Origin of the sequence: Chthoniobacter sp. (assembly GCF_040003245.1) — a bacterium.
Classification (GTDB): Bacteria; Verrucomicrobiota; Verrucomicrobiia; order Chthoniobacterales; family Chthoniobacteraceae; genus Chthoniobacter.
The window spans coordinates 1-22716 of sequence record NZ_JBDUCX010000002.1 but is presented as its reverse complement, the minus strand read 5'-3'; the positions used below and the strand labels follow the sequence as shown (position 1 = coordinate 22716).

18 protein-coding genes are annotated in these 22716 nt (G+C 61.1%); 12 read left to right on the top strand and 6 right to left on the bottom strand.

All coding sequences use genetic code 11. The features are described from left to right. Positions 1–9: 9 nt before the first annotated feature. Both ABJF10_RS00460 and ABJF10_RS00455 read left to right on the top strand, forming a co-directional pair. Positions 10–1788, top strand: a complete 1779-nt coding sequence (locus tag ABJF10_RS00460; RefSeq protein ID WP_348542534.1) for a hypothetical protein — start codon at positions 10–12, stop codon at positions 1786–1788. Between the two features lie 42 nt (positions 1789–1830). After that, on the top strand, positions 1831–2856 hold the full coding sequence (locus ABJF10_RS00455; protein WP_348542533.1) for an acyltransferase: 1026 nt from the start codon (positions 1831–1833) through the stop codon (positions 2854–2856). Between the two features lie 26 nt (positions 2857–2882). On the opposite strand, the gene ABJF10_RS00450 is transcribed toward ABJF10_RS00455, so the two are convergent. After that, on the bottom strand, positions 2883–4517 hold the full coding sequence (locus tag ABJF10_RS00450) for a hypothetical protein (protein ID WP_348542532.1): 1635 nt from the start codon (positions 4515–4517) through the stop codon (positions 2883–2885). 245 nt (positions 4518–4762) lie between these two features. Here ABJF10_RS00450 and ABJF10_RS00445 point away from each other — a divergent pair, with 245 nt between their 5' ends. Both ABJF10_RS00445 and ABJF10_RS00440 read left to right on the top strand, forming a co-directional pair. Further along, positions 4763–6835, top strand: a complete 2073-nt coding sequence (locus ABJF10_RS00445; protein ID WP_348542531.1) for a polysaccharide deacetylase family protein — start codon at positions 4763–4765, stop codon at positions 6833–6835. Next, complete coding sequence (locus ABJF10_RS00440) at positions 6832–7944, top strand: GNAT family N-acetyltransferase (protein ID WP_348542530.1); 1113 nt, start codon at positions 6832–6834, stop codon at positions 7942–7944. The genes ABJF10_RS00445 and ABJF10_RS00440 overlap by 4 nt, the downstream gene beginning before the upstream one ends. On the opposite strand, the gene ABJF10_RS00435 is transcribed toward ABJF10_RS00440, so the two are convergent. From ABJF10_RS00435 to ABJF10_RS00415, 5 genes are all read right to left on the bottom strand, one after another. Then, positions 7938–9515, bottom strand: a complete 1578-nt coding sequence (locus ABJF10_RS00435; RefSeq protein WP_348542529.1) for an alkaline phosphatase family protein — start codon at positions 9513–9515, stop codon at positions 7938–7940. The genes ABJF10_RS00440 and ABJF10_RS00435 overlap by 7 nt on opposite strands. Positions 9516–10440: 925 nt before the next feature. Then, positions 10441–10866, bottom strand: coding sequence for a hypothetical protein (locus tag ABJF10_RS00430; RefSeq protein WP_348542528.1), 426 nt, complete (start codon positions 10864–10866; stop codon positions 10441–10443). Between the two features lie 5 nt (positions 10867–10871). After that, positions 10872–11093, bottom strand: a complete 222-nt coding sequence (locus ABJF10_RS00425; RefSeq protein WP_348542527.1) for a hypothetical protein — start codon at positions 11091–11093, stop codon at positions 10872–10874. A 58-nt stretch (positions 11094–11151) separates the two neighbouring features. Beyond that, positions 11152–11373 (bottom strand): type II toxin-antitoxin system HicB family antitoxin, encoded by a 222-nt coding sequence (locus ABJF10_RS00420; protein ID WP_348542526.1) that lies wholly within the window; start codon positions 11371–11373, stop codon positions 11152–11154. A 52-nt stretch (positions 11374–11425) separates the two neighbouring features. After that, the gene (locus ABJF10_RS00415) at positions 11426–12649 is read right to left on the bottom strand and encodes a toll/interleukin-1 receptor domain-containing protein (protein ID WP_348542525.1); all 1224 of its coding nucleotides are present in this window, start codon (positions 12647–12649) and stop codon (positions 11426–11428) included. Positions 12650–13053: 404 nt separating this feature from the next. Between ABJF10_RS00415 and ABJF10_RS00410 the strand changes: the two genes are divergently transcribed. From ABJF10_RS00410 to ABJF10_RS00375, 8 genes are all read left to right on the top strand, one after another. Beyond that, positions 13054–13788: a cytochrome c3 family protein gene (locus ABJF10_RS00410; RefSeq protein WP_348542524.1), complete on the top strand. Its 735-nt coding sequence runs from the start codon at positions 13054–13056 to the stop codon at positions 13786–13788. Then, positions 13785–16994: a TAT-variant-translocated molybdopterin oxidoreductase gene (locus tag ABJF10_RS00405; protein WP_348542523.1), complete on the top strand. Its 3210-nt coding sequence runs from the start codon at positions 13785–13787 to the stop codon at positions 16992–16994. The genes ABJF10_RS00410 and ABJF10_RS00405 overlap by 4 nt, the downstream gene beginning before the upstream one ends. Then, the gene (gene nrfD / locus ABJF10_RS00400) at positions 16994–18421 is read left to right on the top strand and encodes an NrfD/PsrC family molybdoenzyme membrane anchor subunit (RefSeq protein ID WP_348542522.1); all 1428 of its coding nucleotides are present in this window, start codon (positions 16994–16996) and stop codon (positions 18419–18421) included. The genes ABJF10_RS00405 and nrfD overlap by 1 nt, the downstream gene beginning before the upstream one ends. Before the next feature lies 1 nt (position 18422). After that, a complete protein-coding gene (locus ABJF10_RS00395) occupies positions 18423–18968 on the top strand; it encodes a DUF3341 domain-containing protein (RefSeq protein ID WP_348542521.1) in 546 nt (181 codons plus the stop codon). Positions 18969–18970: 2 nt separating this feature from the next. Next, positions 18971–19651 (top strand): cytochrome c, encoded by a 681-nt coding sequence (locus ABJF10_RS00390; protein WP_348542520.1) that lies wholly within the window; start codon positions 18971–18973, stop codon positions 19649–19651. Continuing rightward, a complete protein-coding gene (locus ABJF10_RS00385; RefSeq protein ID WP_348542519.1) occupies positions 19648–20862 on the top strand; it encodes a hypothetical protein in 1215 nt (404 codons plus the stop codon). Before ABJF10_RS00390 ends, ABJF10_RS00385 begins: the two co-directional genes overlap by 4 nt. Before the next feature lies 1 nt (position 20863). Continuing rightward, positions 20864–21568 carry a hypothetical protein gene (locus tag ABJF10_RS00380; RefSeq protein WP_348542518.1) on the top strand — a complete coding sequence of 235 codons (705 nt, stop codon included), beginning with the start codon at positions 20864–20866 and terminating at the stop codon, positions 21566–21568. Beyond that, a partial coding sequence (locus ABJF10_RS00375) for a cbb3-type cytochrome c oxidase subunit I (RefSeq protein WP_348542517.1) occupies positions 21565–22716 on the top strand: 1152 nt, incomplete at its 3' end. The genes ABJF10_RS00380 and ABJF10_RS00375, both read left to right, overlap by 4 nt.

Genomic DNA, 22716 nt, shown 5'->3' with positions numbered 1-22716 from the left:
TCCGCCCGCATGAATTTCATCACTTGTCTCGCCAGTCTGGAACACCGTTTGGGAGGTGGAGGCGAACCGGAGTCCCGGGCGAAACGTCTCTCGATCGCCGGCCTCTGGGTATCAGGGGTGGTGGCTCTTGCGGTGATGATTTGGCTGACGGGCTTTCCCGTCATGTGGGAGAAACTTAACGATGTGCTAGTGCTTTTGGATGGCGGCTGGCGCGTTTGGAACGGACAAGTTCCGCATCGTGATTTCTATTCGGTGATCGGTCCCTATCCATTGGGTGTTTTCGCTCTCGGATTTGCGCTGCGTGGTTCCGACGTTTCGGGATTGCCGCTGGCCTTGCTGTGCGTCGGGGTCGTCATGTCGGCCATATCATGGCGCGCCACGCAAGGGCGACTGACGCTGTGGTGGAGGCTGGCCGTCGCGTTCCAAACCCTGCTTTTGCCGGTCGCTGTCACCTTCCTGGGTGGTGGGACCGATATCGGTGGCGGCGAAGGGCCTCCGTTCGGATTCGCTTTTCACACGAGTTACGCGATGCAATACAACCGCATGGGTTGGGCGGCACTCTTGAATCAGATGCTGATCATGCTTCTTCCTCGCAGGAGCGCCGAAACGACCCGGCAGATGGTCGGGGATGCGGTTCTCGCGGGGATGATGGTGGCGCTTTGTGTCTTCTGCAAAATCAACTTCTTGTTGGGCACGGGTTTCCTGTGCGTGTGGTGGCTGTATAGCAGCGAGCAGCGGGCGAGGCGTGCCGCCGCTTTGCTGGCAGGCTTTCTTTTGATTAGCGTTCTCCTTGCGATCAAGCCCGGTGGGGTTCTCGCGTATTTTGTGGATCAATGGCGTCTTCTTCATGTGAGCCGCACGGAGTCTCACGTGCAGAGTCTGCTCGTGCGCTTGCGGGCAAACTGGTCCTGGCTCCTGATCTTGGTGGGCGGCCATATTTCGCTGCTGGTGGAATGCAAACGAAGGCAAGCCTCGGTGCAGGTCGGATGGGGATGGTTGCCGATGAATTTCTTCGTTGCACTGGGAGTCAGTTTGTTCGTCACGACATTTAACACCCAGCGCGGCGAGGTGCCGGGCTTCCTGGTCGCGGGCTTGATCACGGTGGAGATGGCTCTTCGCGCCATGGCGCAGGATCCGATGGGCGCTGCACCGGAAAAGAGGGAAGCGCTTTTGACAAAATGCCTCGTGGCCAAGGCGCTCTGCGCGGTTTTTGTGATGTCGGGAATTTGCTACGACTGGGGAAGTCTTGCTTATGCCGCGCTTTGGAAAATACGAAAGCCCGATTGGGCGAAGGAATCCGAGCGACTGCCGGGCATGCTCTCCGTGATTCCTATTCCGGTTTATTTCAACGAACCGACCGAAAACAGCGAGGTGGACAAGGCGATTACGCGGCGGCGCAGTGGTCCGTGGGCGAACACCGGAACAGACAATTTCATGACATCGCGTCAAACGGCTCGCTGGGTGGAGGACGGGATGGAATTGCTGGCGAAGAACGCTGGCCCGGCCGATCGCATCTTTGTCGCGGCATGGTTTAACCCCTTCAATCTGGGCCTGCGCATCCCGCCCGCGAGCGGAGGTGGGATGCACTGGGATTACGACCGGGTTGTCGATACGCACATTCACCCGGACGTGCAGCGGACGCTGTCCGAGGTGACTATATTCATGGTTCCCAAGCGAGCCGACTGGCTGGAGCAACGTGAATACATGGTCCGGATGTATGGCCAAGGCTTGGGAACGGATTTTCATGCTGTTGGCGAAAGCACATTCTGGGTATGCTGGAAACGATGACACTGCCAGGCGCCCCGAGGACCTCTGCGACCGAGGATTACCATGCGACGTGTCGCTGGGCTTGATAGCATCCGGTTTGTTTGTGCGCTGATCGTCGTCTTCTATCATAAGTCGAACCCCTTTCGCGTTTTTTCCTCAGCGAAGGATACCCACTTCGGTCGAATACTCATCGAGTTGTACTCCTCCGGGTTCAACGGGCAGGCCGCGGTGATCACGTTCTTTCTGATTTCGGGATTTTGCATCCACTATCCCTACGCGTCAGGACGTCGCTTTACGGCGATGCCGTTCCTGCTGGCCCGGTTGGTCCGCATTGGTATTCCCGTGGTCGGCTATTTGATTCTCCTGCGCGTGACCCAGCGGACAGAGAACCTGACGGCGTTGCTGTGGAGCATCTATTGCGAGATGATTTACTACGCGCTCTACCCGGTCTTGCGCGCGTCTTTCGCAAAGACTTCCGTGCTCACGATCCTCCTCCTATCCTATGTTGCAGCAGCTTTGGTCACCATGGTCAAATTGGACAGTGCCATGAATTTTTTCAGTGCGGGAAACCTGACCTGGCTGGTCGGATTGCCGTGCTGGTTATTGGGCTGCCACCTGGCGGAGCAAATTTCCCGATCGAAGGAGAATGAAGAACCTGGAGCACTCGTCGTGTGGAGTTATCGCGCCGGGGCAGCCGGCCTCGCATTCGCTGCGCAATATGCGATGCGCAACTACGGAGTCGCCTTCCTCATTTCCCTGCAAATCTTTGCCCTCTACGCCTATCTCTGGATTCGGTGCGAGATCGCGTGGCATCGAACCAAGCCCGCGAATCGGCTCCTCGAATGGTTCGGTGGTGCGGCGTATTCCATGTATTTGACGCATCTATTGACGCGGTTTGTTTGGGACGACTTCTTCGGAAAAACGAAGTTCTGGATGTGGGCAGGGGAGATCGGTTGCGCCCTTTTGGTAGGCGTTGTTTTCTACGCGTTGGTCGAAATGCCATCTCATTCGCTGGCCCGAAGGATTTCCCGCCGGGCGAGAGAAAACGCCGGATTCATTCCTGCGGATGGGCCACCGAACGGGGGATAGAGCGCAATTTGGATTCGCCTCGTGATTCAGTGAGTTGTTCCGGCCGGGCTGGATGGAACCTGCGGCGCGCGGCTGGCCTCCGAGTCACTCTTTCGGAACCGATAAATCGCGCCTTCCTTCGTGCGCTGCTGCACGGCCAGCGGCAGGAGCTTCAGTAGCTCCTTTTCGTTGAACTGGTGGCGGCGGCTCAAGGTCGGGGGCTCGGTTTCTGGCGGTGCTTTCAGGCCCTCTTCAAAAAAATAAACGAGCAGAGCATGGCCGCTTTGCAATTGTTCCGTCACGCGAGTGAGATCCTCTGGCAACTGGGCATTCGGCAGAAGCGTCATGGGGTTCTCTTTAAACGGCAGCGGAACTGCCCGGCGATCGAGGGCGCCTTCGATCGCCTCGGGCTTATTGGAGTAGAGAATGATCGAGGCGGGTATCGAACGCAGGCTGGTCACCAGTGCGCACTTTTGAAAATAGACGCTGTGGAATCCTCGACCCTCGCGTCTCGTGAATTCGATCGCATTGGTCGCGCGGCCGGTGGAAACGAGCAGAAACACCGCGGCGACCGCGCCGGCCAGCCATCGGCCGCCAGTGGTCGCCAGCAAGGATCCGGAGATTTCCGCAATGGAAGGCGGCAGCAGCAGCAGCACGATGAGTTGGACAGGTGCGAGCAGGCGGTAATCCAAAGGAGTGTTGAAGTGCAGAAGCGAAATCGCAATGAAGAGATGGGCGGTGTAAAGCAGCAGAAAGACGAGCGCTGTTCCAAAGGCCAGCCGCGCAGACCGGGACTCTGCGCGATCCGCGCCCGGATTTCCACGAAACACGGATCGCGCGGCGGCGGCAATCAACACGGCAACGACGAGCGCGACGACGGCACCCGTTCCCACGTTGGCGAAGCGATCCGGCAGGAACCAGGAGGGGATGGTCGAGAAGGCCTCGGTGATGTGACTTTTGGATATCAAATGGAATCCGAACGAGCGGTGCGCCGCGGAGCCTGAACTGAGGCGGTTATGCAAAAAGAGCGCCCCGACCAGCAAGAGGGAAGGCGCGGCGACGACGGCGGCGGCTTTCACGCGCGCTAACATCCTGCCGGGAAACCAGAGGAGCGGACAGGCGATACCCGCGCCGATCCACACGACCCCCGAGTAACGCGTGAGTGCACTGATGCCGAACAGCGCGCCGGCGAGGGCGAGCATCGGCTGCGACCGGCGCTCCAAGCCACGGAGAAGCGCGAGTTGCCCGCACAGACCCACCAGCAGGAACAGCCCCTCGGACAAAGCGCTGGCGTAGAGGGTGCCGAGATTATTCGTGGCCAGCACCAGGGCCGTGATCACGGCCACGGCTGCAGACTGCCGGCGTATTCCCCAGGCAAATGCGCCCGCGGCGAAGACGGTGCCGGCAAACAGCGCCACTTGTTCCCATCGCGCGGCCTCCCAGGTATCGTGGAAGACGAACATCGCCGCCGCCAGGGTAAGTGAGTAAAACGGTGGAAAATGCGTGATCGGGATTCCGTCGACGACGAACCCAAGTCCATGGCGCAGACTTTTCGCGCCGTTGATGTAAGTCAATTCGTCGCCGCCGGTGACGGTCAGCCCGTGGGGTGTTAATAAGAATAGGAAGATGGCTCCGATCCCCGCTGCACCAAGCAGAGGCCAGAAAGGAAATTGCTTGTGCATTGGTAGCTGTCTTTACCGATCACGTGGACGCCATTCAAGAGAACGCTGGGGCTGATTGTCGAATGTCACCCTTGTTTTGCTTTTTTATGGATCTCCCGAATTGAAACAAAGCGAGGGCGTTGGGAGCAGGGAATTTTTGGAGCGTCCGCGGGTGCTCCCTTGTCGGGGGTGAAATTGCTCTATAGATTCCCGCCGCATGTATCTGCGCTACCTCACGCGACGCCATCCTTATGTTACCTGAGAAGATGGCCACTCGCTTGATCGAGGCGATCGTCTGGCGGCGGGAGCGGACCATGGAACCGATGCGGCGGTGGCTGACCGAGCGTGGTCCCGCGGGAGCGATTCATGGACGATGGCCCTGGCCGTTGCGCAAGCCGTACGAACGGTCCCATCTGCGGGTGTACTCGGTCGGCGGTGGGCTGGGCGACGAACTGATGTGCACGCCTGTCTTCCGGGAGATCCGGCGTCGCAATCCGCAGTGCCATTTGACGTTTATCGCGCGCCGCCCGGATTTGTTCCGGGACCATCCCGCCTTGAGCGCGGTCGAGCCTTTCGAAAAGAGCGCGCTGTTGCGGGCCGTGCCGTTGACGTACGGCTGGGTCATACCGCCCAAGCGGCCGTTGATTACCTTGCTCGGTGAGTGCGTGGGTTTTTCCTTTTTCGACAACCAACTGGATCCACCGCAGATCGATCCCAGCGCGGAGATTCAGCGGCGGGTTGCGGCCATCTCCCGCCCGGTGGTGGTGATCCAGCCCCTCGCCAGTCGGTGGACGCCCAACAAAGTCTGGCCCAAAGAATTGTGGCGTGAATTGATTCGCGGGCTGCTCCCTGATTTTGACGTCATCGAGGCTGGGACCGAAGCCCTCTTTGGGCAGGATGATTTTGGTCCGGGATTTCATACGTGGGCGGGAACGACTTCCCTGGCGGATTTTGTCTGGACGGTGAGCCAGGCCACGGTCTTTGTCGGGCCGCCCTCGGGGGGGATGCACCTGGCCAACGCTTTTCGGGTGCCCAGTGTTATTTTGCACGGCGGGTACGAGTCTCCGGATGGCTATCACTTCCCCCGGACCCGGGTTTTTTACCGGGCGGTTCCGTGTGCGCCATGCTGGTTGCGGGAAGATTGTCCGTATGAATTGAAATGCATGAGGATGATTGCGGTCAGCGATGTGGAGGCCGCCATCCGGGCCTCGGCGAGTGAACCGCGAACCGGTGTGGTGCGGGTGGGTGAGATTCCGCCCTCGCCCCCCCCGGAAACGTCGACCAGGCGTTTCGAAGCGCTGCCCGCGCGGCCGCGTACTTTTCGCGACAGTACCCAGCCGCTGCTCGAGGCGTTTTTGCGTCCGGTCTATTCGGGGATCGGCAGCATTATCGTCCTGCACCGGATTGTGCGGTTCGGGGAGACATCCCAGCAGCCGAGCAACCGCGCGCTGGAAATCACCGTCGACGATCTGCGCGCGATTCTCGAATGGATCTGGCGGGTGGGTCTCGAACCGGTGGCGCTCGACGAGGTGCCGGCACGGCTCGCGCAGCCGCTCCCCAAGAAGTTCATCTCGATCACCCTGGACGATGGCTACCGCGACAATTTGCTGCATGCGTTGCCGCTGTTTCAGGAGTTCGAGATTCCATTCACGGTCAACATTGCCACGGGATTCCCTTCGCGGACGGCGAGCGCCTGGTGGCATGAGATCGAGGTCATGACGGCCTCGACCGAGACGCTCCGGTTCACGTGGGCGGGAACCCATTACAAGTTGCCTTGCGACTCGACAGCCGCCCGGCAGCGGACTTTTGAGCAGTTGGCCAGCTTGATTCGGCAGCAAGGCCGCGGGGACCGCGAGGCACTGCTGGCGACGCTGGGCGAGGCCACCGGGCATGATCCGATGAAGGAAACCAGCCGGCTGATGATGACCTGGGACGAAGTGCGCACGCTGGCCGCCGATCCGCTGGCCACGATCGGCGCGCATACGGTAGGTCATCACAGCCTGAATCGACTGACCGACCCGGAAGTGCGGGCGGAGATGCTCGACTCCAAGCTCGAAATCGAAGCAGAGCTCAAACGGGAGGTCCGGCATTTCGCCTATCCTTTCGGGGGACGCAGCGCAGTGAATGAGCGTGAGTTTGAAATCGCCCGCACGTGTGGCTTTGCGACGATGCTGACGACGCGCATGGCCAATCTGTTTCCCGAGCACGGTGAGTTGCTCGATCGCCTGCCACGGCTGGGCATGAGTGGCAATTATCCCGTGGTGAGCAATCTCAGCGCGCAGGAAAGCGGTCTCGCCTCGGCGTGGCATTGGAAGTTTCGACGGTTGGTGACGACATGAGCGCCGCGCCTTCGCGCGTCCCGGGCGCTCCGGCGCGCCAGCGCGTCGTGGTCGCGCGGGAATTGACGCCGGCGGAGGTGGCGGCCTGGTCGGTTTTGCAGAAGGCCGATCCATCGTTAGCCAGTCCCTTTTTTCGTCCCGAGTTTACGATGGCCGTCGCGGGCTCTCGGGAAGATGCCCGGGTGGCGATCATGGAAGATGATGAGGGCGTGGCCGGCTTCTTTCCCTTTGAGGCCGGGCAGGATGGAGTCGGCCGTCCCATGGGCGGGCTGTTGTCGGACTACCAGGGAATGATCGGGCGGGTGGGATTGCAATGGGATGCCGTGAAGTTGGTTCAGCGCTGCGGGCTCCGGTCGTGGCGCTTCGATCATTTGCTGGCGGAGCAGAAAGCGTTTGCCCCCTTTCATCGCGTGACGATGTCGTCGCCGGTGATGGATTTGTCGGATGGCTATGCCGCCTACGTTGCGGCGCGCCAGGGCGCCGGCACGGAGCAGATCAAGAAAGCCTTGGGCTTGCGCCGCAAACTGGAGCGCGAAGCGGGCGTGGTGCGAATTGAAACGCAGGCCGCCGATCCCGCGCTGCTCCAGCAGCTCATGCACTGGAAATCGGCCCAGTATCTGGCCTCGGGCAAGACGGATATTTTTGCGCTGTCGTGGGTGGTGCAAGTGATTGAACGGATGCAGGCGACTCGGGGTGCGGATTTCGCGGGAATGCTCTCGGTGCTCTTTGCCGGGGACCGGCCGGTGGCGGCGCACATGGGGCTGCGCTCGCAGACGACCTGGCACTACTGGCTGCCGGCCTACGATCCCGCCTTTGCCCGCTATTCTCCCGGCATCTTGCTCCTGCTCGGCATGGCCGAAGGCGCATCCGACTTGGGCTTGCGGATGATCGACCTCGGCAACGGCAGCACCTTCTACAAAAGCCGGCTGATGAACCACGAGATCGCCATCGCCGAGGGCGAAGTGCCCGCGTCGCCCTTTCGGGCGGGCCTGATGTCACTCCGCAATCGGGCCAAAGCCTGGGCGCGCCACAGCCCGATTTTACAACCCGTCCGCCAACTCCGCACGCTGGCGCGCAGGAAAGGCGGAGAGCCGCCTAGCTCTCAATGAGACGCGCTGGAGGCGTTGCCTTCGTCGAAGTAAGTGCGGCCGGCGAAGGAGGTGGTCTGCAAATACTGCTGCCAGGTGTGGGTATCCTTGCTGGCTTCGAGCCGCTTGGTCACCGGTTTCTCCGTGAGCAGGGGCGTGTCGGCGAGCGCCTCGGTGAGCACGCGGCCATCCACGCCATTCGGTGAGGTAAGCCCGAGCAGGTGGAGGATCGTGGGCGCCACGTCGATGTTCCCGGTGGGGAACTCATCGCGATAGCCCGCGCGGATGTCGGGTCCGCCGGCCACCAGCGTGTTGTGAATGTCGAATTTGCTGAGCGAACCGTGCATGCCGAGGCCGGCTTTGCCTTCCGCCGTGATCAGGCCGGGGGCGCCCACCGCATTCGCGCCGTCGTTCCAGCGGAAGCTGAAAATGATGTCAGGCGCCGCCGGGCTGTCGAGATGCGCGGCGTTGATCGCGAAGGTGCCGGGCAGCGCGTCGCGGGTGAAGATCGGCCCGGCGAAATCGCTCTGCTGGAGCAGGTCCACGAGCTTGGCGATTGTCGGCGCATCGTGACCGATGACGTACAGCCCCGTGGCGCCGCCGACGCTGACGGACATCACCTGCCCATTGGCCGGCGGGGAGGCGAATTGCTTGGAAACGGTTACGCCGTGCTCGTTGTAGTATTTCACGGGATCCACGGAGCGCCCGATGGTGCTGAAGCCGTGATCGCTCACCACGAAGATGTCCGTCTTGTCGAGCAGTCCGCGCTTGGTCAGGTCGGCGACGACCAGGCCGAGATTCGTGTCGCTGTCGTGAATGCCCGTCAATGCCGCCGGGGCGCCGGGGGAGCTCACGTGCTGTGGAAAATCCGGGTCGCTGAGCCACAGCACCGAGTAGCGCGGCACGCCATCGTGCCAGAGATGCTCGAGCAGCGCGTGCGTCGTCCAGTTGTTCTCGTCGGTGTTCGGCCCCGGGTGAGTCGGGTCCGGCTTGTAGGGAGGATTCGGTCCGAGCGCGGCGACGATCGCATCGAGCAGGGCCGCGGGGTAGGTCTTCCCGGCGAAAAGCGTGGCCGACCGGGGCTGCGCCGGGCGCTCGGGAGCGCGGTCCTGAATGAGCGCCACGGGTTTGGTGCCCGCCACGACCGTGGACTGCCCGGCCTGATGCGCGACCTCCGCGACGGTCTTTACGCCGAGATACTTGCCGCCGGTCAGTTCATCGCCCTTGCGCATCGTCTCGGCGTCCTCGGTGTGCACCGGGCCGCGCGGATTGATGTCGGGCCGGTACTCCTGATTGGCGACCACATGGCTGCGCGCGGGAAACGCTCCCGTGGCCAGCACCGTGCCATTGACCTCCGTCGTCGTCGGCCAGAACGAATGATTATTGGCAAAGAACGTCCCGCGCTCGAGCAGCGCCTGAAGGTTCGGCGTGTTTTGGGCATTGATGAAATCCGGCCGCATCCCGTCCCAGATGACGAGGAGCACGTGCTCGGCCTTGGGCTGAAAGGGGGCATCGGCGGCGCGCAGGGCGAGTGTCGCGCCGGCCAGGATGAGGGGAAGGAGCAGACGGGGGAGGGAAGCGATTCGGATCATGAGGAGAATGGGAGGTGTAGGACATCAACCCGCGGACGGCGAGTTTCGTTGCAGAAACTCAAAGAAGCGCCAGGAGCCGGGCAAGCGAGGTCGGAAAAAATTTGAGGCACGATTAGGCACGATTGGAGGCGATTGACGGCGATTGCTCTGGAGGGAGGTGGCGCTCAGGATACGCTTGTCCATGGGTCGGAACTGGCCGGAGCTCCAGAGTAAACTGGTTTTGAATCGTGGCGGGAATGACACCACGAAGACGCGAAGGCACGAAGGAGTGAAATCAAGGTCGGAGGCCGGCATTTTGTAGGGTCGGAACTGGTCGGAAGCCGCTTTGGATGGCGGGGATACCAAAGATCGGGAACCGCGGAGACGCCGAGGCGCGGAGAGAGAAGTGAGTGGGAGGCGAGGCATTTGACTGGCCCGGAACTAGTCGGAACTTCTCGATGCTCCAGAGTGAACTGGTCCTGAATTCTCGTGGCCGACCGCGGACCTGCCGCTTTCGAGGGCTGCGGCCACGGGGAAAAAATAGGAGGCTCGATTAGGCACGATTGGGCACGATTGCTGGCGACCGCCGTCGCCACCCTTTGGGCAGCCGCCGGCTGGCTTCTCGCCTCCGCTCGGATGGAGGCGATTGCCCTGCCTCGGGTACGCGAGGCCGCGGCTCCGGCCTTGAGGGCAGGGGACGGTGATTTTGTCTGTCGTCGGTCTGTCAAAACGCGTCATTGGTCTTTCCTGTCATTATCTGAATTGCCATCCCCAAGAGCCTCGAAACCGGCCCTCCCTCCGTTCACTACCCGCCTGCCCGAATCGCCGATCGGCCTATTCCAACTCTTACACGCCGGAGTGTAGCATCTATTGACCAGTTTGTCAATCTAAATCTGCTGGGAAGCGAGGAGGCGGCACGTCACGGATATCCGTCCGAAGGGAGCCATCAGCCGGGAATCCACACCTTCCAAAACTGCCACCATAGCCGGCGCCGGGGATATCCCGGCGACCGTGCCGCTTCGGCCTTCTCCCAGATCAGAACCGAACCGGGGGCGAGGGAAGTTTGCAGAGCCACTGCCAGTTGGTTGGCCTGATTGGCGGCGTCCTGGGGATGCTCCGCGCAGACGGTGAGCTCGAAGAGGCCGGTATTGCGCACCGCGGCGAAGCTGACCGTTGGCCCTCCACTCGGTTGAGGGGGCATCACCGCGACCGCCTGTGCAGCGGTAGCCCCCCCGCGCAATTCGATGGTGGCGATCGAATAATAGCGGGGATGCATCGCGGCCTGCACCGCCATCCAGCAGCAGCCCAGAAAAGCCGCTCCCACGAGCAGGAAAACAAACCACAGCGCCAGGCGACGGAAGGGAACTCGCATGGATTTTATTGGCCCGCTTTACCCGGCCAGTCACGCAATGTCCCGCCCCGAATCGCTTCATCCGCCTCGCGTATCAGGAAGTCAAGTTTGCCGGCCTTGGCATCGCCCTGCATCTGCCGTTCCCACACATCCTCAAATTCGATCTCCCGCAGCTTTTCGAGAAAGTCATCCTTCTCTTCATCGGTGAGATGCTGCACGGCATCGATGATATCGGCGACAGTGCTCATAGGAGGATATTGGCGTCATCCGAATAAATCAGCAAGTGGAGCCCCGCGAGGCGGATGGCTACGAGGCGAGTTGGTAAATCGCCGGGCGGTAGCGGGGTTCGGGGATTGGCTTGCCCTCGGCGCGGGCCGCTTCGAGCCAGGCCTGCCGGGCCTGCTCGGCTTCGGCGAGGGCTTCCGCCGGTGTCGCGCCAAAGGCGGAGCAATGCGGCAAATCGGGAAGGTCGGCAATGTAACCACCGTCCTCGTCGCTGTAGAAGATATTGATGTGATAGTCTTTCATGGCTGGTCGGTGTCGGTGAGCTGAAGGTTATACTTTTCCACGAGAGAAAAGGCTACGCGTTGGCCTTGAGATCTTTGAGCAGCCTGGTGAATGACTCCTCGAACTTGTCGTGGTCCTTCCAGTGCGAGAAATCGGGGATGAAGTATTCGCGCAGCTCGGTGGCGAGATCCTTGCCGCTGTCGGCATCGAAGCATTCCCACGCCTTGATCGTCTCCATGTCCACCAGTCGCACGGGAAAAAGTTTGCGTTTCCCCTCCCGCCGCTCGGCTTTGAAGGCCTTACGCAATTCGGTCATCACCCATTCGCTTTGGAGGCTCGCCTCGGAGAGGACGATGAGCAGCTTGTCATGAATGCGGATCGCCGTCTCGATCTGCTCGTGCAGCTTTTTTCCACCCTGAATGTCTTCCGGCGCAAACCAGACGCGCAAATGAGCGTCTCGCATTTTACTGTGCAGTCGCTTAGCGAATTCTTCGTCTTCGGAACTGTAGGAAATGAAGCAGGAGTAGAACCGGATGCCTTCTTGCGCTCCGACGAGTGAGGGGAGATAGTCGATGAGGCTTTCCGGCACGCCGCATCCACGAAGGAAAACTTCCGAAATGCGACCTTTCGAGGCGTAAATGGTAGAGATGCCAATTACCGACGGGCCGCTATGGCGGACAGTCTCGAGTCCACGCGCTTCACTGAGATCGACCTCGTCGAAGATTGTACCTTCTATTCGTGACTTAGAGAAATCCGTTTCCGTGAGCCAAGCACACGAAAAGTTAGTTCGCCATAGGTCTGATTCGACAAGCTTTGCTTGAAATAATAGCGAGTTGGTCAGATCCGTCATTTGTAGATGGGCGCCTTGGCAATTTGTGCGGATTAAGTCCGCCATGCTCATTCCAGCCCCACACAAATCAGCACCTTCAAGATTGGCATACCTCATATTGGCCTCAAAAAGGTCAGCATCGCGTAGCTTTGCGTTTCTGAGGTCTGCCCCTTCAAGGTTGATTCCGATGAGTCCAGCATCAGGATCGTAAGTCGTATATTCTCCGTCGCTCAGGTCCGCACCACGAAGATCGGGAACCACCTGCGGGTTGTCATTCCGCCACTCGTTCCACGCCTCAACGCCGCTCTCCAAGATCTCGAGATGTTGTGATTCTGCCATGGTTTTTATCGGTTTGACGCCAGTTTTGTCGAAATCGGGTAAGGATTCCGGCATCGCGTGAAATGCAGGGCTGAGTTTTTCCGGGAGGACGAATTTTTCCAGGGAGGATTTCAGTTCAGCCGTGACCACCAGTGGAGGATGGAGAGGGCGGGGGTGAAGGGAAAGGCGAAAGGCGGGGGTGGGACGGGGAAAGGGGGAATGGAATATGGAAGATGGAAGACGATGGAATCGGCTGCTGGTCGAGGACGTCCACTGTGGGGCGGCGTCCCTATCGGGGAGGCGGCGGGCGCGAGGGGCTTTGCCGCAGGAATGGCGCATTTTTGATCTTGCTTCGGGGGGCGGACGGCCAAAAAATCGCGGCCCTTTTTGAGAAAAGCGTCCGCGTTTTTGGCGTGGAGGGGTGGCTTGTGAAATTTTTCACAAACTGCGCTTGCAATGCCTTCCATGAAATCACAATGTTGCCTTCACCCGTTTTCCCGCTGCATGCAAAACGCTGAATTCCACCACTCCCGAAGCTCCGAAAAAATCTAGGCATGGCGAACATTTTTCCGCGCGGGAGCAATATCCTGCCCATCAAACTCGTGGTTTGCGTGCTGGTGCTCGCGAACGCCGTTTCGCTGGGCATGTGGTATTACTTTACTCCCAAATACACCCGGGTCGGCTATCAGCCCGCCCAACCGGTTCCTTTCCCGCACGACGTGCATGTCGCCCAGCTCGGCATGGATTGCCGCTACTGCCACAGCTTCGTGGAAGTGGCCGCCCACTCGAACATCCCGACCACCCAGGTATGCATGAACTGCCACACGCAGGTGCAGCGGGATAACCCGAAGCTGGCCCCGATCCGCGACTCCTGGGCCACCGGCAAGCCGATGGAATGGGTGCAGATTCACAAGACCTCGGATTTCGTCTACTTCAACCACTCGGCGCACGTGAACCGCGGGGTGAGCTGCGTGAGCTGCCACGGCAAGGTCAATGAGATGGCGGTGGTGTATCACGACAAGCCGCACTCGATGGACTGGTGCCTGAATTGCCATCGCGACCCGGCCGGCGCGCTCCGCCCGCTGAACCAGATCACCAACTTGAACTGGAAGCCCGAGGATGAGGACGTGAAAAAATTTGTGGCGACCTTTGGTCTGCCGCCCGGCAAGGACGCCCACGATTTCTCGAACTCCACGGTCAAACTCACGCAGGAGGACATCGGTTCCACCCTGCGGGACAAGTGGCACATCAATCCACCAGATAAAAACTGCGCCGGCTGTCATCGATGAAACGAATTTTTGAGCATCCCTCGGAGCCGTTGACCGGCAAAAAGTACTGGCGTTCCCTCGGGCAGTTGTCCGATACGCCGGAATTCCGCGGCTGGCTGGAACGCGAGTTCCCGCAAGGCGCCGCAGAATTGCAGGGCGGCGATGTGACGCGCCGGAACTTTCTGAAGCTGATGGGCGCCTCGACGGCGCTGGCTGGCCTGGGCCTCACGGCCTGCCGCCGCCCGACGTTGCACCTCGTGCCGTTCACCCGCGGTGTCGAATGGTCGATCCCGGGCAAACCCCTGTTTTTCACCACCGCCCGGCCCACGCGCCGTGGCTATGCTCCGCTGGTGGCGACGACGCACGACGGGCGTCCGACGAAGATCGAAGGCAACCCGCTGCACGCAGTGAGCAAGGGAGCGACGGACAGCTTTTCGCAGTCCTCGGTCCTCGATCTCTACGATCCGGACCGCGCCAAGAAGATCACCCGGGATGGCGTGGTGGTGGACGAAGCAGCGTTCGAGAAGGCGCTGGACGAAATTCTCAAGGACGCCGGCGACGGCTCCGGGCTGGCGTTCCTGTTGCAGGATGACAATTCGCCGACCCGCCTGCGTTTGCAGGGCTTGATCGGGAAGAAGTATCCGAAAGCCACCTGGGCGGTTTACGAGCCGCTGGGCCCGGTGGCCACGGACGAAGCTTTTGGCAAGGGTGTGGAGGCGCTCCCGCAGTTTGACAAGGCGGACGTGGTGCTCTCGCTGGACAGTGATTTTCTCGGTAGTGATGGCGACATCAGCCAGGTCCGGGCCTTTTCCTCGCGCCGCAAGGTGACGGGGCCGGACTCGAAGATGAACCGGCTGTACGTGGTCGAGAACCGCTACACGGTGACCGGCGGCATGTCGGACCATCGCCTGCGTTTGCCGGCCAGCCAGATCGGGGCCTTTGCGCTCGCGCTGGCCTCGGCGATCGCCGGTGCCACGAATGACGCGGCCCTCGGTGGCGTGGTCAAGACCATTGCGGCTTCCGCGGCCAAGTACGACGGCGGCGATTGGATCAAGTATTGCGTCGAGGATCTCGTGGCGGCGAAGGGCAAGTGCCTCGTCGTGGTGGGTTCGCGGCAACCGGCGGCGGTCCAGGTGCTGGTCGCGGCCATCAATGCGGCGCTCGGCAACATCGGCAAGACGATCACGGGCCGCAAGACGGGTGCGGCGATGGGTTCGATTGCGGAATTGGTCCCGTTGATCAATGACAAGAAGATCCAGACGCTCTTCATCGTCGGCGGCAACCCGGTTTACAATGCCCCGGCCGATCTCGACTGGGCGGCCTTGCAGAAGTCGGTGCCCACGGTGATTCGCCTCGGGCAGGAGATCGACGAGACGTCGCAACTGTCGAAGTGGAATGTGCCGCTCGCGCACTACCTCGAATTCTGGGGTGACGGGCGTGCCTCCGATGGCAGCTACGTTTCCGTGCAGCCGATGATTCTCCCGCTCTTCGGTGCGTGGAGCGAACTCGACCTGCTGGCCAAGATCGCTGGACTGGCGAAGCCCGCGGGACCGGAGTTGATCCAGGATACTTTCAAGGAAATCGCCAAGCCGGCGGATTTTGTGACCGCGTGGTCGAAATTCCTGCATGATGGCTTCCTGGCGGACAGCGCGGCGAAGGTCGAAACGCTGACTTACAACGGCGCCTCGGCGGCGCAGTACATCACCGACAAGTTCAGCACCCCGGCTGGTGGCGAAGACTCCTATGAAGTGGTCTTCACGGCTTGCCCGAAGGTGGACGATGGCCGCTACAACAACAACGGCTGGCAGCAGGAAATTCCGGATCCGATCACCAAGCTGACGTGGGACAACGCCGCGCAGATCAGCCTGGCCACGGCGAAGAAGCTCGATGTGGAGATGGGCGATATCGTGCAGATCCTGCTCGAGAAGCGTTCGCTTTCGATCCCGATCATCATCGCGCCGGGTCATGCCGACAATTCCGTGACCATTCCGCTGGGCTACGGCCGGAGTGTGGTGGGCAAGGTGGGTGACACCACCGGTTTCAATGCCTATCCGCTGCGGACGACCGCCGAGCCTTACTTTGCGGTCGGCGCGAAGCTGCGGGTGACCGGCAAGCACTACAAGCTGGCGCTCACGCAGGAGCATTTCGCGCTCGAAGGCCGCGGGGGCGACCTGACCCGCGAGGCAACGGTGAGTGAGTACAAGGCCAAGCCCGATTTCGCCAAGACGATGGGCATGGATGCGCACATCCCGCCGAACATTTCGCTCTACAGCCATCCGCCGCTCAACAATCCCCAGGATCCCGAGCACGCCGCGAATCACAACTGGGATTCGCACGGCTGGGGCATGGTCGTCGACATGAATGCGTGCACCGGTTGTTCCGCGTGCATGGTCGCCTGCCAGGCGGAAAACAATATTCCGATCGTCGGCAAGGAACAGGTCATCAACGGCCGCGAAATGCACTGGATTCGCACGGACCGTTATTTCGCCAGCGTGGACGAGAACGATCCCGACCCGGAGATGATCTCGCAGCCCATGATGTGCCAGCACTGCGAGAATGCGCCGTGTGAAACCGTGTGCCCGGTGAATGCCACGGTGCACAGCGAAGACGGCCTGAACGTGATGGTCTACAACCGCTGCATCGGCACGCGCTATTGCGCGAACAACTGCCCGTTCAAGGTGCGCCGGTTCAACTTTTTCGATTACAACCAGCGCGACGCCATGGGCAGCAAGAATGGCGGCTGGTTCACCGGTCTCCACAAGTGGAACCTCATCGCGCCGAAGGGCACCGAGGACACGATCAAGATGGAGAAGAATCCGAACGTCACCGTGCGCATGCGCGGCGTCATGGAAAAATGCACCTTCTGCGTGCAGCGCATCCAGGAAGCGAAGATCGCCGCGAAAGTGGCGGCCCGCGATTCCGCGGAATACAAGATTCCGGCGGACGCCTTCACCTCGGCGTGCGCGCAGGTTTGCCCGGCGGATGCCATCACCTTCGGCGACATCAACAATCCCAAGAGCAGCGTGGCGAAACTCAAGGAGAGCGAGCGCGGCTACCGGTTGCTCGAGTATTTGAATATCTCGGCGCGCGTCTCGTACCTGGCGCGTATCCGCAATCCCAATCCCAAGATGCCCGGCGCGGAGAAAATCGGCGCGGCCATGAAAACTCCTCACCACGGTGGCGAAAAGCATGAAGCTGCCGCCGAGCCCAAAGAAACCAAAGCGTAATGTCGGAAGCCGCCGTCACTCTCGAAACGCCCAAGGAACTCCAGCGTGTCCCGCTGGTGACCAACGAGCGCAGCCTGCACTGGATTACGGACAACGTCTCGACGATCGTCGAGGCGCGCACGCCGATCTGGTGGTGGTTGATGTTCATCCCCTGCGTGCTGCTTGCGCTCGTGGGTTTGACCTGCATCGGTTACCAGATCTCCAACGGCGTCGGGGTGTGGGGAGAAAACAAGACGGTGGGCTGGGCGTGGGACATCACGAACTTCGTGTTTTGGATCGGTATCGGCCACGCCGGCACGCTCATCTCGGCGATCCTTTTCCTCACCCGGCAGAAGTGGCGCACCTCGATCAACCGTGCCGCGGAAGCGATGACGCTCTTCGCGGTGATTTGCGCCGGTATCTTCCCCGGCATTCACGTGGGCCGCGTGTGGATGGCGTGGTTCCTCGCGCCGATCCCGAACTCCTACGGCATCTGGCCGAACTTCCGTTCGCCGCTGCTCTGGGACGTGTTCGCGGTCTCGACCTACTTCACGGTGTCCGTGCTCTTCTGGTACACGGGCCTCATTCCTGACCTTGCTTCGCTGCGCGATCGGGCCAAGTCGCGCGTCAAGAAATTCGCCTACGGCCTCTTCGCTCTCGGGTGGCGTGGTTCGAATCGCCAGTGGCGGCACTACGAAATGGCGTATCTGCTCCTCGCAGGTCTCTCGACGCCGCTGGTGCTCTCGGTGCACTCGGTCGTGTCCTTCGACTTCGCCACGTCCATTCTGCCCGGCTGGCACACCACCATCTTCCCGCCCTACTTCGTCGCGGGCGCGATTTTCGGCGGCTTCGCCATGGTGCTGACCATCATGCTTCCGGCGCGGCTGCTGTATCCGCAGCTCGACGACATGGTCACGCGCCAGCACGTGGACAAGATGGCCAAGATCATCCTGCTCACCGGCACGATCGTGGGTTACGCCTACTTGATGGAGTTGTTCATCGCCTATTACGGGCAGAACAAATACGAGCTCTTCACCTTCCTCGAGGCGCGCGTCGGGGTGCACGGGAAAGGCTGGTACTCCTGGGCCTATTACTGCATGATGTTCTGCAACGTCATTTCGCCGCAGGTCTTCTGGATCAAGTCGACCCGCACGAACTACATCTGGGTGTTCGTGGTGTCCATGTTCGTAAACGTGGGCATGTGGTTCGAGCGCTTCGTGATCATCGTGACCTCGCTCGCCCAGGATTTCCTGCCGAGCTCCTGGCATCACTATCACCCGTCGTGGGTGGAGATCTGGACGTTCTGCGGAACCTTCGGGATTTTCCTCTCTCTCTTCCTGCTCTTTATGCGCTTCCTGCCGATGATCTGCGCCTTCGAAGTGAAGGCCGTGACCCCGGCCGCCGATCCGCATGCTCACCCGCACCCAGCCAAGGAGGGGCAACACTAAGATGGCTGAATATCGTAAAGTTTACGGCCTCGGCGCCGAGTTCGACAGCGCGGCCTCGCTCATGACGGCCGCTGAGAAAATCCGCGACGCCGGGTTCACCAAGTGGGACGTGCACACGCCGTTCCCGGTGCACGGTATGGACAAAGCCATGGGCCTCGGCAAATCCTGGCTGAGCGCCCCGGTCTTCATCGGCGGTTCCACCGGCTTGCTCACCGCCGTGCTCCTGACCTGCATCCCGTCCTTCGGTCTCTATCCGCTCATCGTGCATGGCAAACCGTACGACTGGCGCACCTTGCCGGCGTTTTTCCCCATCATGTTCGAGTTGACGGTGCTCTTCTCGGCGTTCACCACGGTGTTTTCGCTGATGATCATGAACCAGCTTCCGAAGTGGTATCATCCGGTCTTCAACTGGGAGCGTTTTTCCCGGGTCAGCGATGACGGTTTCTTCCTCGTCATCGAGGCGCGCGATCCGAAGTTCTCGGAGACCAAGACCCGCACCCTGCTCGAGGAAATCGGCGGCCAGCACGTCACGCTTATCCACGACTGATCATGCTTCGCTATTTTTTCATCGCCTTCATTCTCGGTGGCATTTCGATTGCCGTTCTAGCCGGATTTCGCGGGACGCATAGCGCCCTTCCGGAGATCCAGATCTTCCCGGACATGAAGCAGCAGCCGCGTTACGACGCGCAGCACGAGAGCACGTTCTTTGCGGATGGCAGCGCATCGCGCCGGCCGGTCGCGGGCACGATTCCGTTGGGGTACACCCTGCCTGGTTCGTTCCTGCAGGCGGGCGCCAAGAATGGCACCATCCAGCCAACCGGCTTCACCAACGAGCCCAACTATTACAACACCGGCAAATTCGCCGACGTTTACGGCGACGGCTTCCCGCTGGATGTGACCGAAGCGCTGGTCAAGCGCGGCCAGGAGCGGTTCAATATCAATTGCGCGGTCTGCCACGGCAAAGTGGGCCTGGCCAATGGCATCACCAGCCAGTTTGGCATCGCGGCCATCGCCAATCTCCAGGACGACCGCATCCGCGCCATGCCGGACGGCCAGATTTTCTCCACGATCACCAACGGCAAGAACACCATGGGCGCCTACGGCCCGAACATCGCGGTGGAGGACCGCTGGGCCATCGTCGCCTACGTGCGCACGCTGCAAAAGAGCCAGAGCGTTAAATTGGCTGACCTGCCCGAGGCCAAGCAGAAGGAATTTCAATCCAAGCCATGAGCGACCACTCTCACGAACCGACTCCGCCCGCCCCGGAGACCTTTGATCCCAAGCACGCGGGAGGTCTGCCCAAGATCTTGCTCACGGTGGGCATCATCGGCATCGCCGGCAGCCTCATCGGCTTTTTCGTTCCGGCGTGGCACCAGCAGTTTGCCTTTTCCTGGCTGTTCGCGTCGTTCTACTTCTTCACGATCTGCATCGGCGGCCTTTTCTGGACCTGCCTGCACCATGCCACCGATGCGGAATGGTCGGTCGTCGTCCGGCGGCAGATGGAGAACATCGCCAAGCTCCTGCCGTATTTCGCCATCATCTTCCTGCCCGTCCTGCTCTTTTGCATGAAGGATTTGTGGAAGTGGTGGGACATGCAGCCCGGTGAAGACCCGCTCCTCGATGGCAAGAGCGGATTCTTGAATCACAAGTTCTTCTACATTCGCGCGGTGGCCTATTTCTTCTTCCTCTCGTGGATCGCCACCACGCTCTGGAAGCGCTCCACCGCCCAGGATACCGACGGCGCGGCGAAGCATACCTTGATCATGCGCAAGTTTGGCGTCGGCGGCATTCCCGCGCTCGCGCTGTGCATCACCTTTGCCGGTGTCGATTGGCTCATGGGCCTGGATTACCACTGGTTCTCGACCATGTGGGGCGTCTACCTCTTCGCCGGCGCCGCGGGCAGCTCGATGTCGCTGCTCGTGCTCATTGTCACGGGTTTGAAGAAGCAGGGCTATCTCAGCGTGGTCAACGACGAGCACTACCACATCATGGGCAAGTTCATGCTGGCCTTCACGATTTTCTGGGCCTACATCGGCTTCGACCAGTACATGCTCATCTGGTACGCGAACATCCCGGAAGAGACGATGTACTTCCGCCTGCGCAACACGGAATCGTGGTGGTACTTCAGCCAGGCGCTGGTCGTCTGCCGCTTCTTCCTGCCGTTCCCGGTGCTCCTCTTCCAATACACGAAGATGACCAAGAAATGGAACCTGATCAACTGGGTGGCCTGCTGGATCTTGTTTATGCAGCTCATCGACATCTACGTCGTCGTTTTGCCGGCCCTGCATCGCACCGGCTTCAGTCCCAGCATCTTCGATCTCACCTCGTTGGCGGCGGTCGGTGGCATCCTCGGCTGGCTGTTCTTCCGGAACATCGGCAAGTCCTTCCTTTTCCCGACACGCGACCCGCGGCTCCTCGGCTCGCTGAAATTGACCAATTGATATGGCGCCCGAATCTACCCATCGCACGTCCAACGGCTTCCTCGGTTTTCTCGGCGTCACCGCGCTTTTGTTCGGCGTGGTGGTGATCGCCGTGGCCGTCCTGGCTTTCTCCGGCAAGAGCGGACAGACTCTCGAGGAGCGCCGCGCCGCCGGCCGCATCGAGGTGCGCACGCGCCTCGAGAACGAAGCGCAGGAGAAACTCACTTCCGAAGGCTGGATCGACAAGGCCAAGGGCCTGGTTCACGTGTCGATCACCGACGCGATCCCGATGGCCGTGGCCGAATTGCGCAGCAAAAAACCCGCTCCGTCGCAGGTCGCAGTGGAACCCCCGCTTCCGGTCTTCGTCCCCGATCCCAAGTCGACCGAGCCTCCGCCACCCGCGCTGCCTTCATCTCCGCAAGGGGCGGACACGATTCGTTTCACTCCGCCTGGGGCACCGGCAGCGGCCACTCCTGCCGCGCCGGCCGCGACTCCGGCTCCAGCACCTGCCCCGGCGACACCCGCACCCGTCCCGGCCGCAGCGCCCGCACCCGCGGCACCTCCTGCGCCCGCTCCCGCCCCCGCCCCGGTGCCCGCACCACCTGCTCTCGAAGCGAAGCCCGTTCCGCCGCCCGCACCTCCGGCCCCTGCGCCCGCGGCCGCGCCCGAAGCCCCGGCTCGTCCTCCAATCATCAATCCGACTGAAAATCCTGCGCCCACGAAATGACCGCTGTCGCTACCGCTCCTACTCCGACGACATCTCCGGCCCCGGCCGCTGAGACCTCCTACCCGGCGGTTGAGCGCGCCGCTATCGACGCCTCGGCGCGCTGGCCCGTGCTCTTCTTTTTCGGCAATGGCCTCCTTTGGCTCATGCTCGCGACGGTGCTCGGCCTCATCGCCTCCATCGAACTCTTCTCGCCTTCGTTCCTCGCGGATGTGCCGTTTCTCAGCTACGGCCGCATCTGGCCCGCCTTCACCAATACCATGAGCTTCGGCTGGGGCAGCCTGGCGGGACTCGGGGTCACCATCTGGCTCCTGGCGCGACTCGGCCGGGTGCAGGTGAAATTTCCCGGTGTCCTCGTGACGGGCGCCGTGTTCTGGCAGGTGGGCCTCACCTACGGCATCATCAGTATCCTCGCGGGGAAGACGACCGGCCTGGAAGGCTTGGAAATCCCCACTGGTTCCGCGATCTTGATGCTCATCGGCTATCTGCTCATCGCCATCTGGGCGCTCTTGCTTTTCAGCTTCCGCTCGCAGACCACGCCCTTCATCTCGGTGTGGTATCTGGTCGCCGCGCTCTTCTGGTTCCCGTGGAGTTTCTCGATGGCGCATGCCGCGCATGTGCTGCCGAATGTCTCCGGTGTCGTGCAAAACCTCGTCGCCGCTTGGGCAACGCAGAACTTCCTCAGCATCTGGCTCACTTCGATCGGCCTGGCCGCCGCCTACTACCTCATCCCGAAAGTCATCAACCGGCCGGTGCACAGCTACAATCTGGCGGCGATCGGGTTCTGGTCGTTCATCATTTTCACGGGAATGACGGGTGCGGTGCGCTTGAGCGGCGGTCCCATCCCCGCCTGGGTCGTCACGCTGAGCATCGCTTCCAGCATCATCCTGCTCGTGCAGATCGTGACGGTGACCGCGAACCTCGTCCTCACCATGCGCGGCCAATACCACATGGTCTACCACAGCCCGACCATCCGCTTCACCTTCTTCGGGGCCATTGCGTTCACCGTGGCCAGCGTCATCGGCCTGCTCGCCTCACTGCGTTCGGTCGACAGCATCGTGCATTTCACACAGTTCCAAAACGGCCAGTCGCAACTCGTCATCTATTCCTTCTTCAGCATGGTGATGTTTGGGGCGATTTACTACATCCTC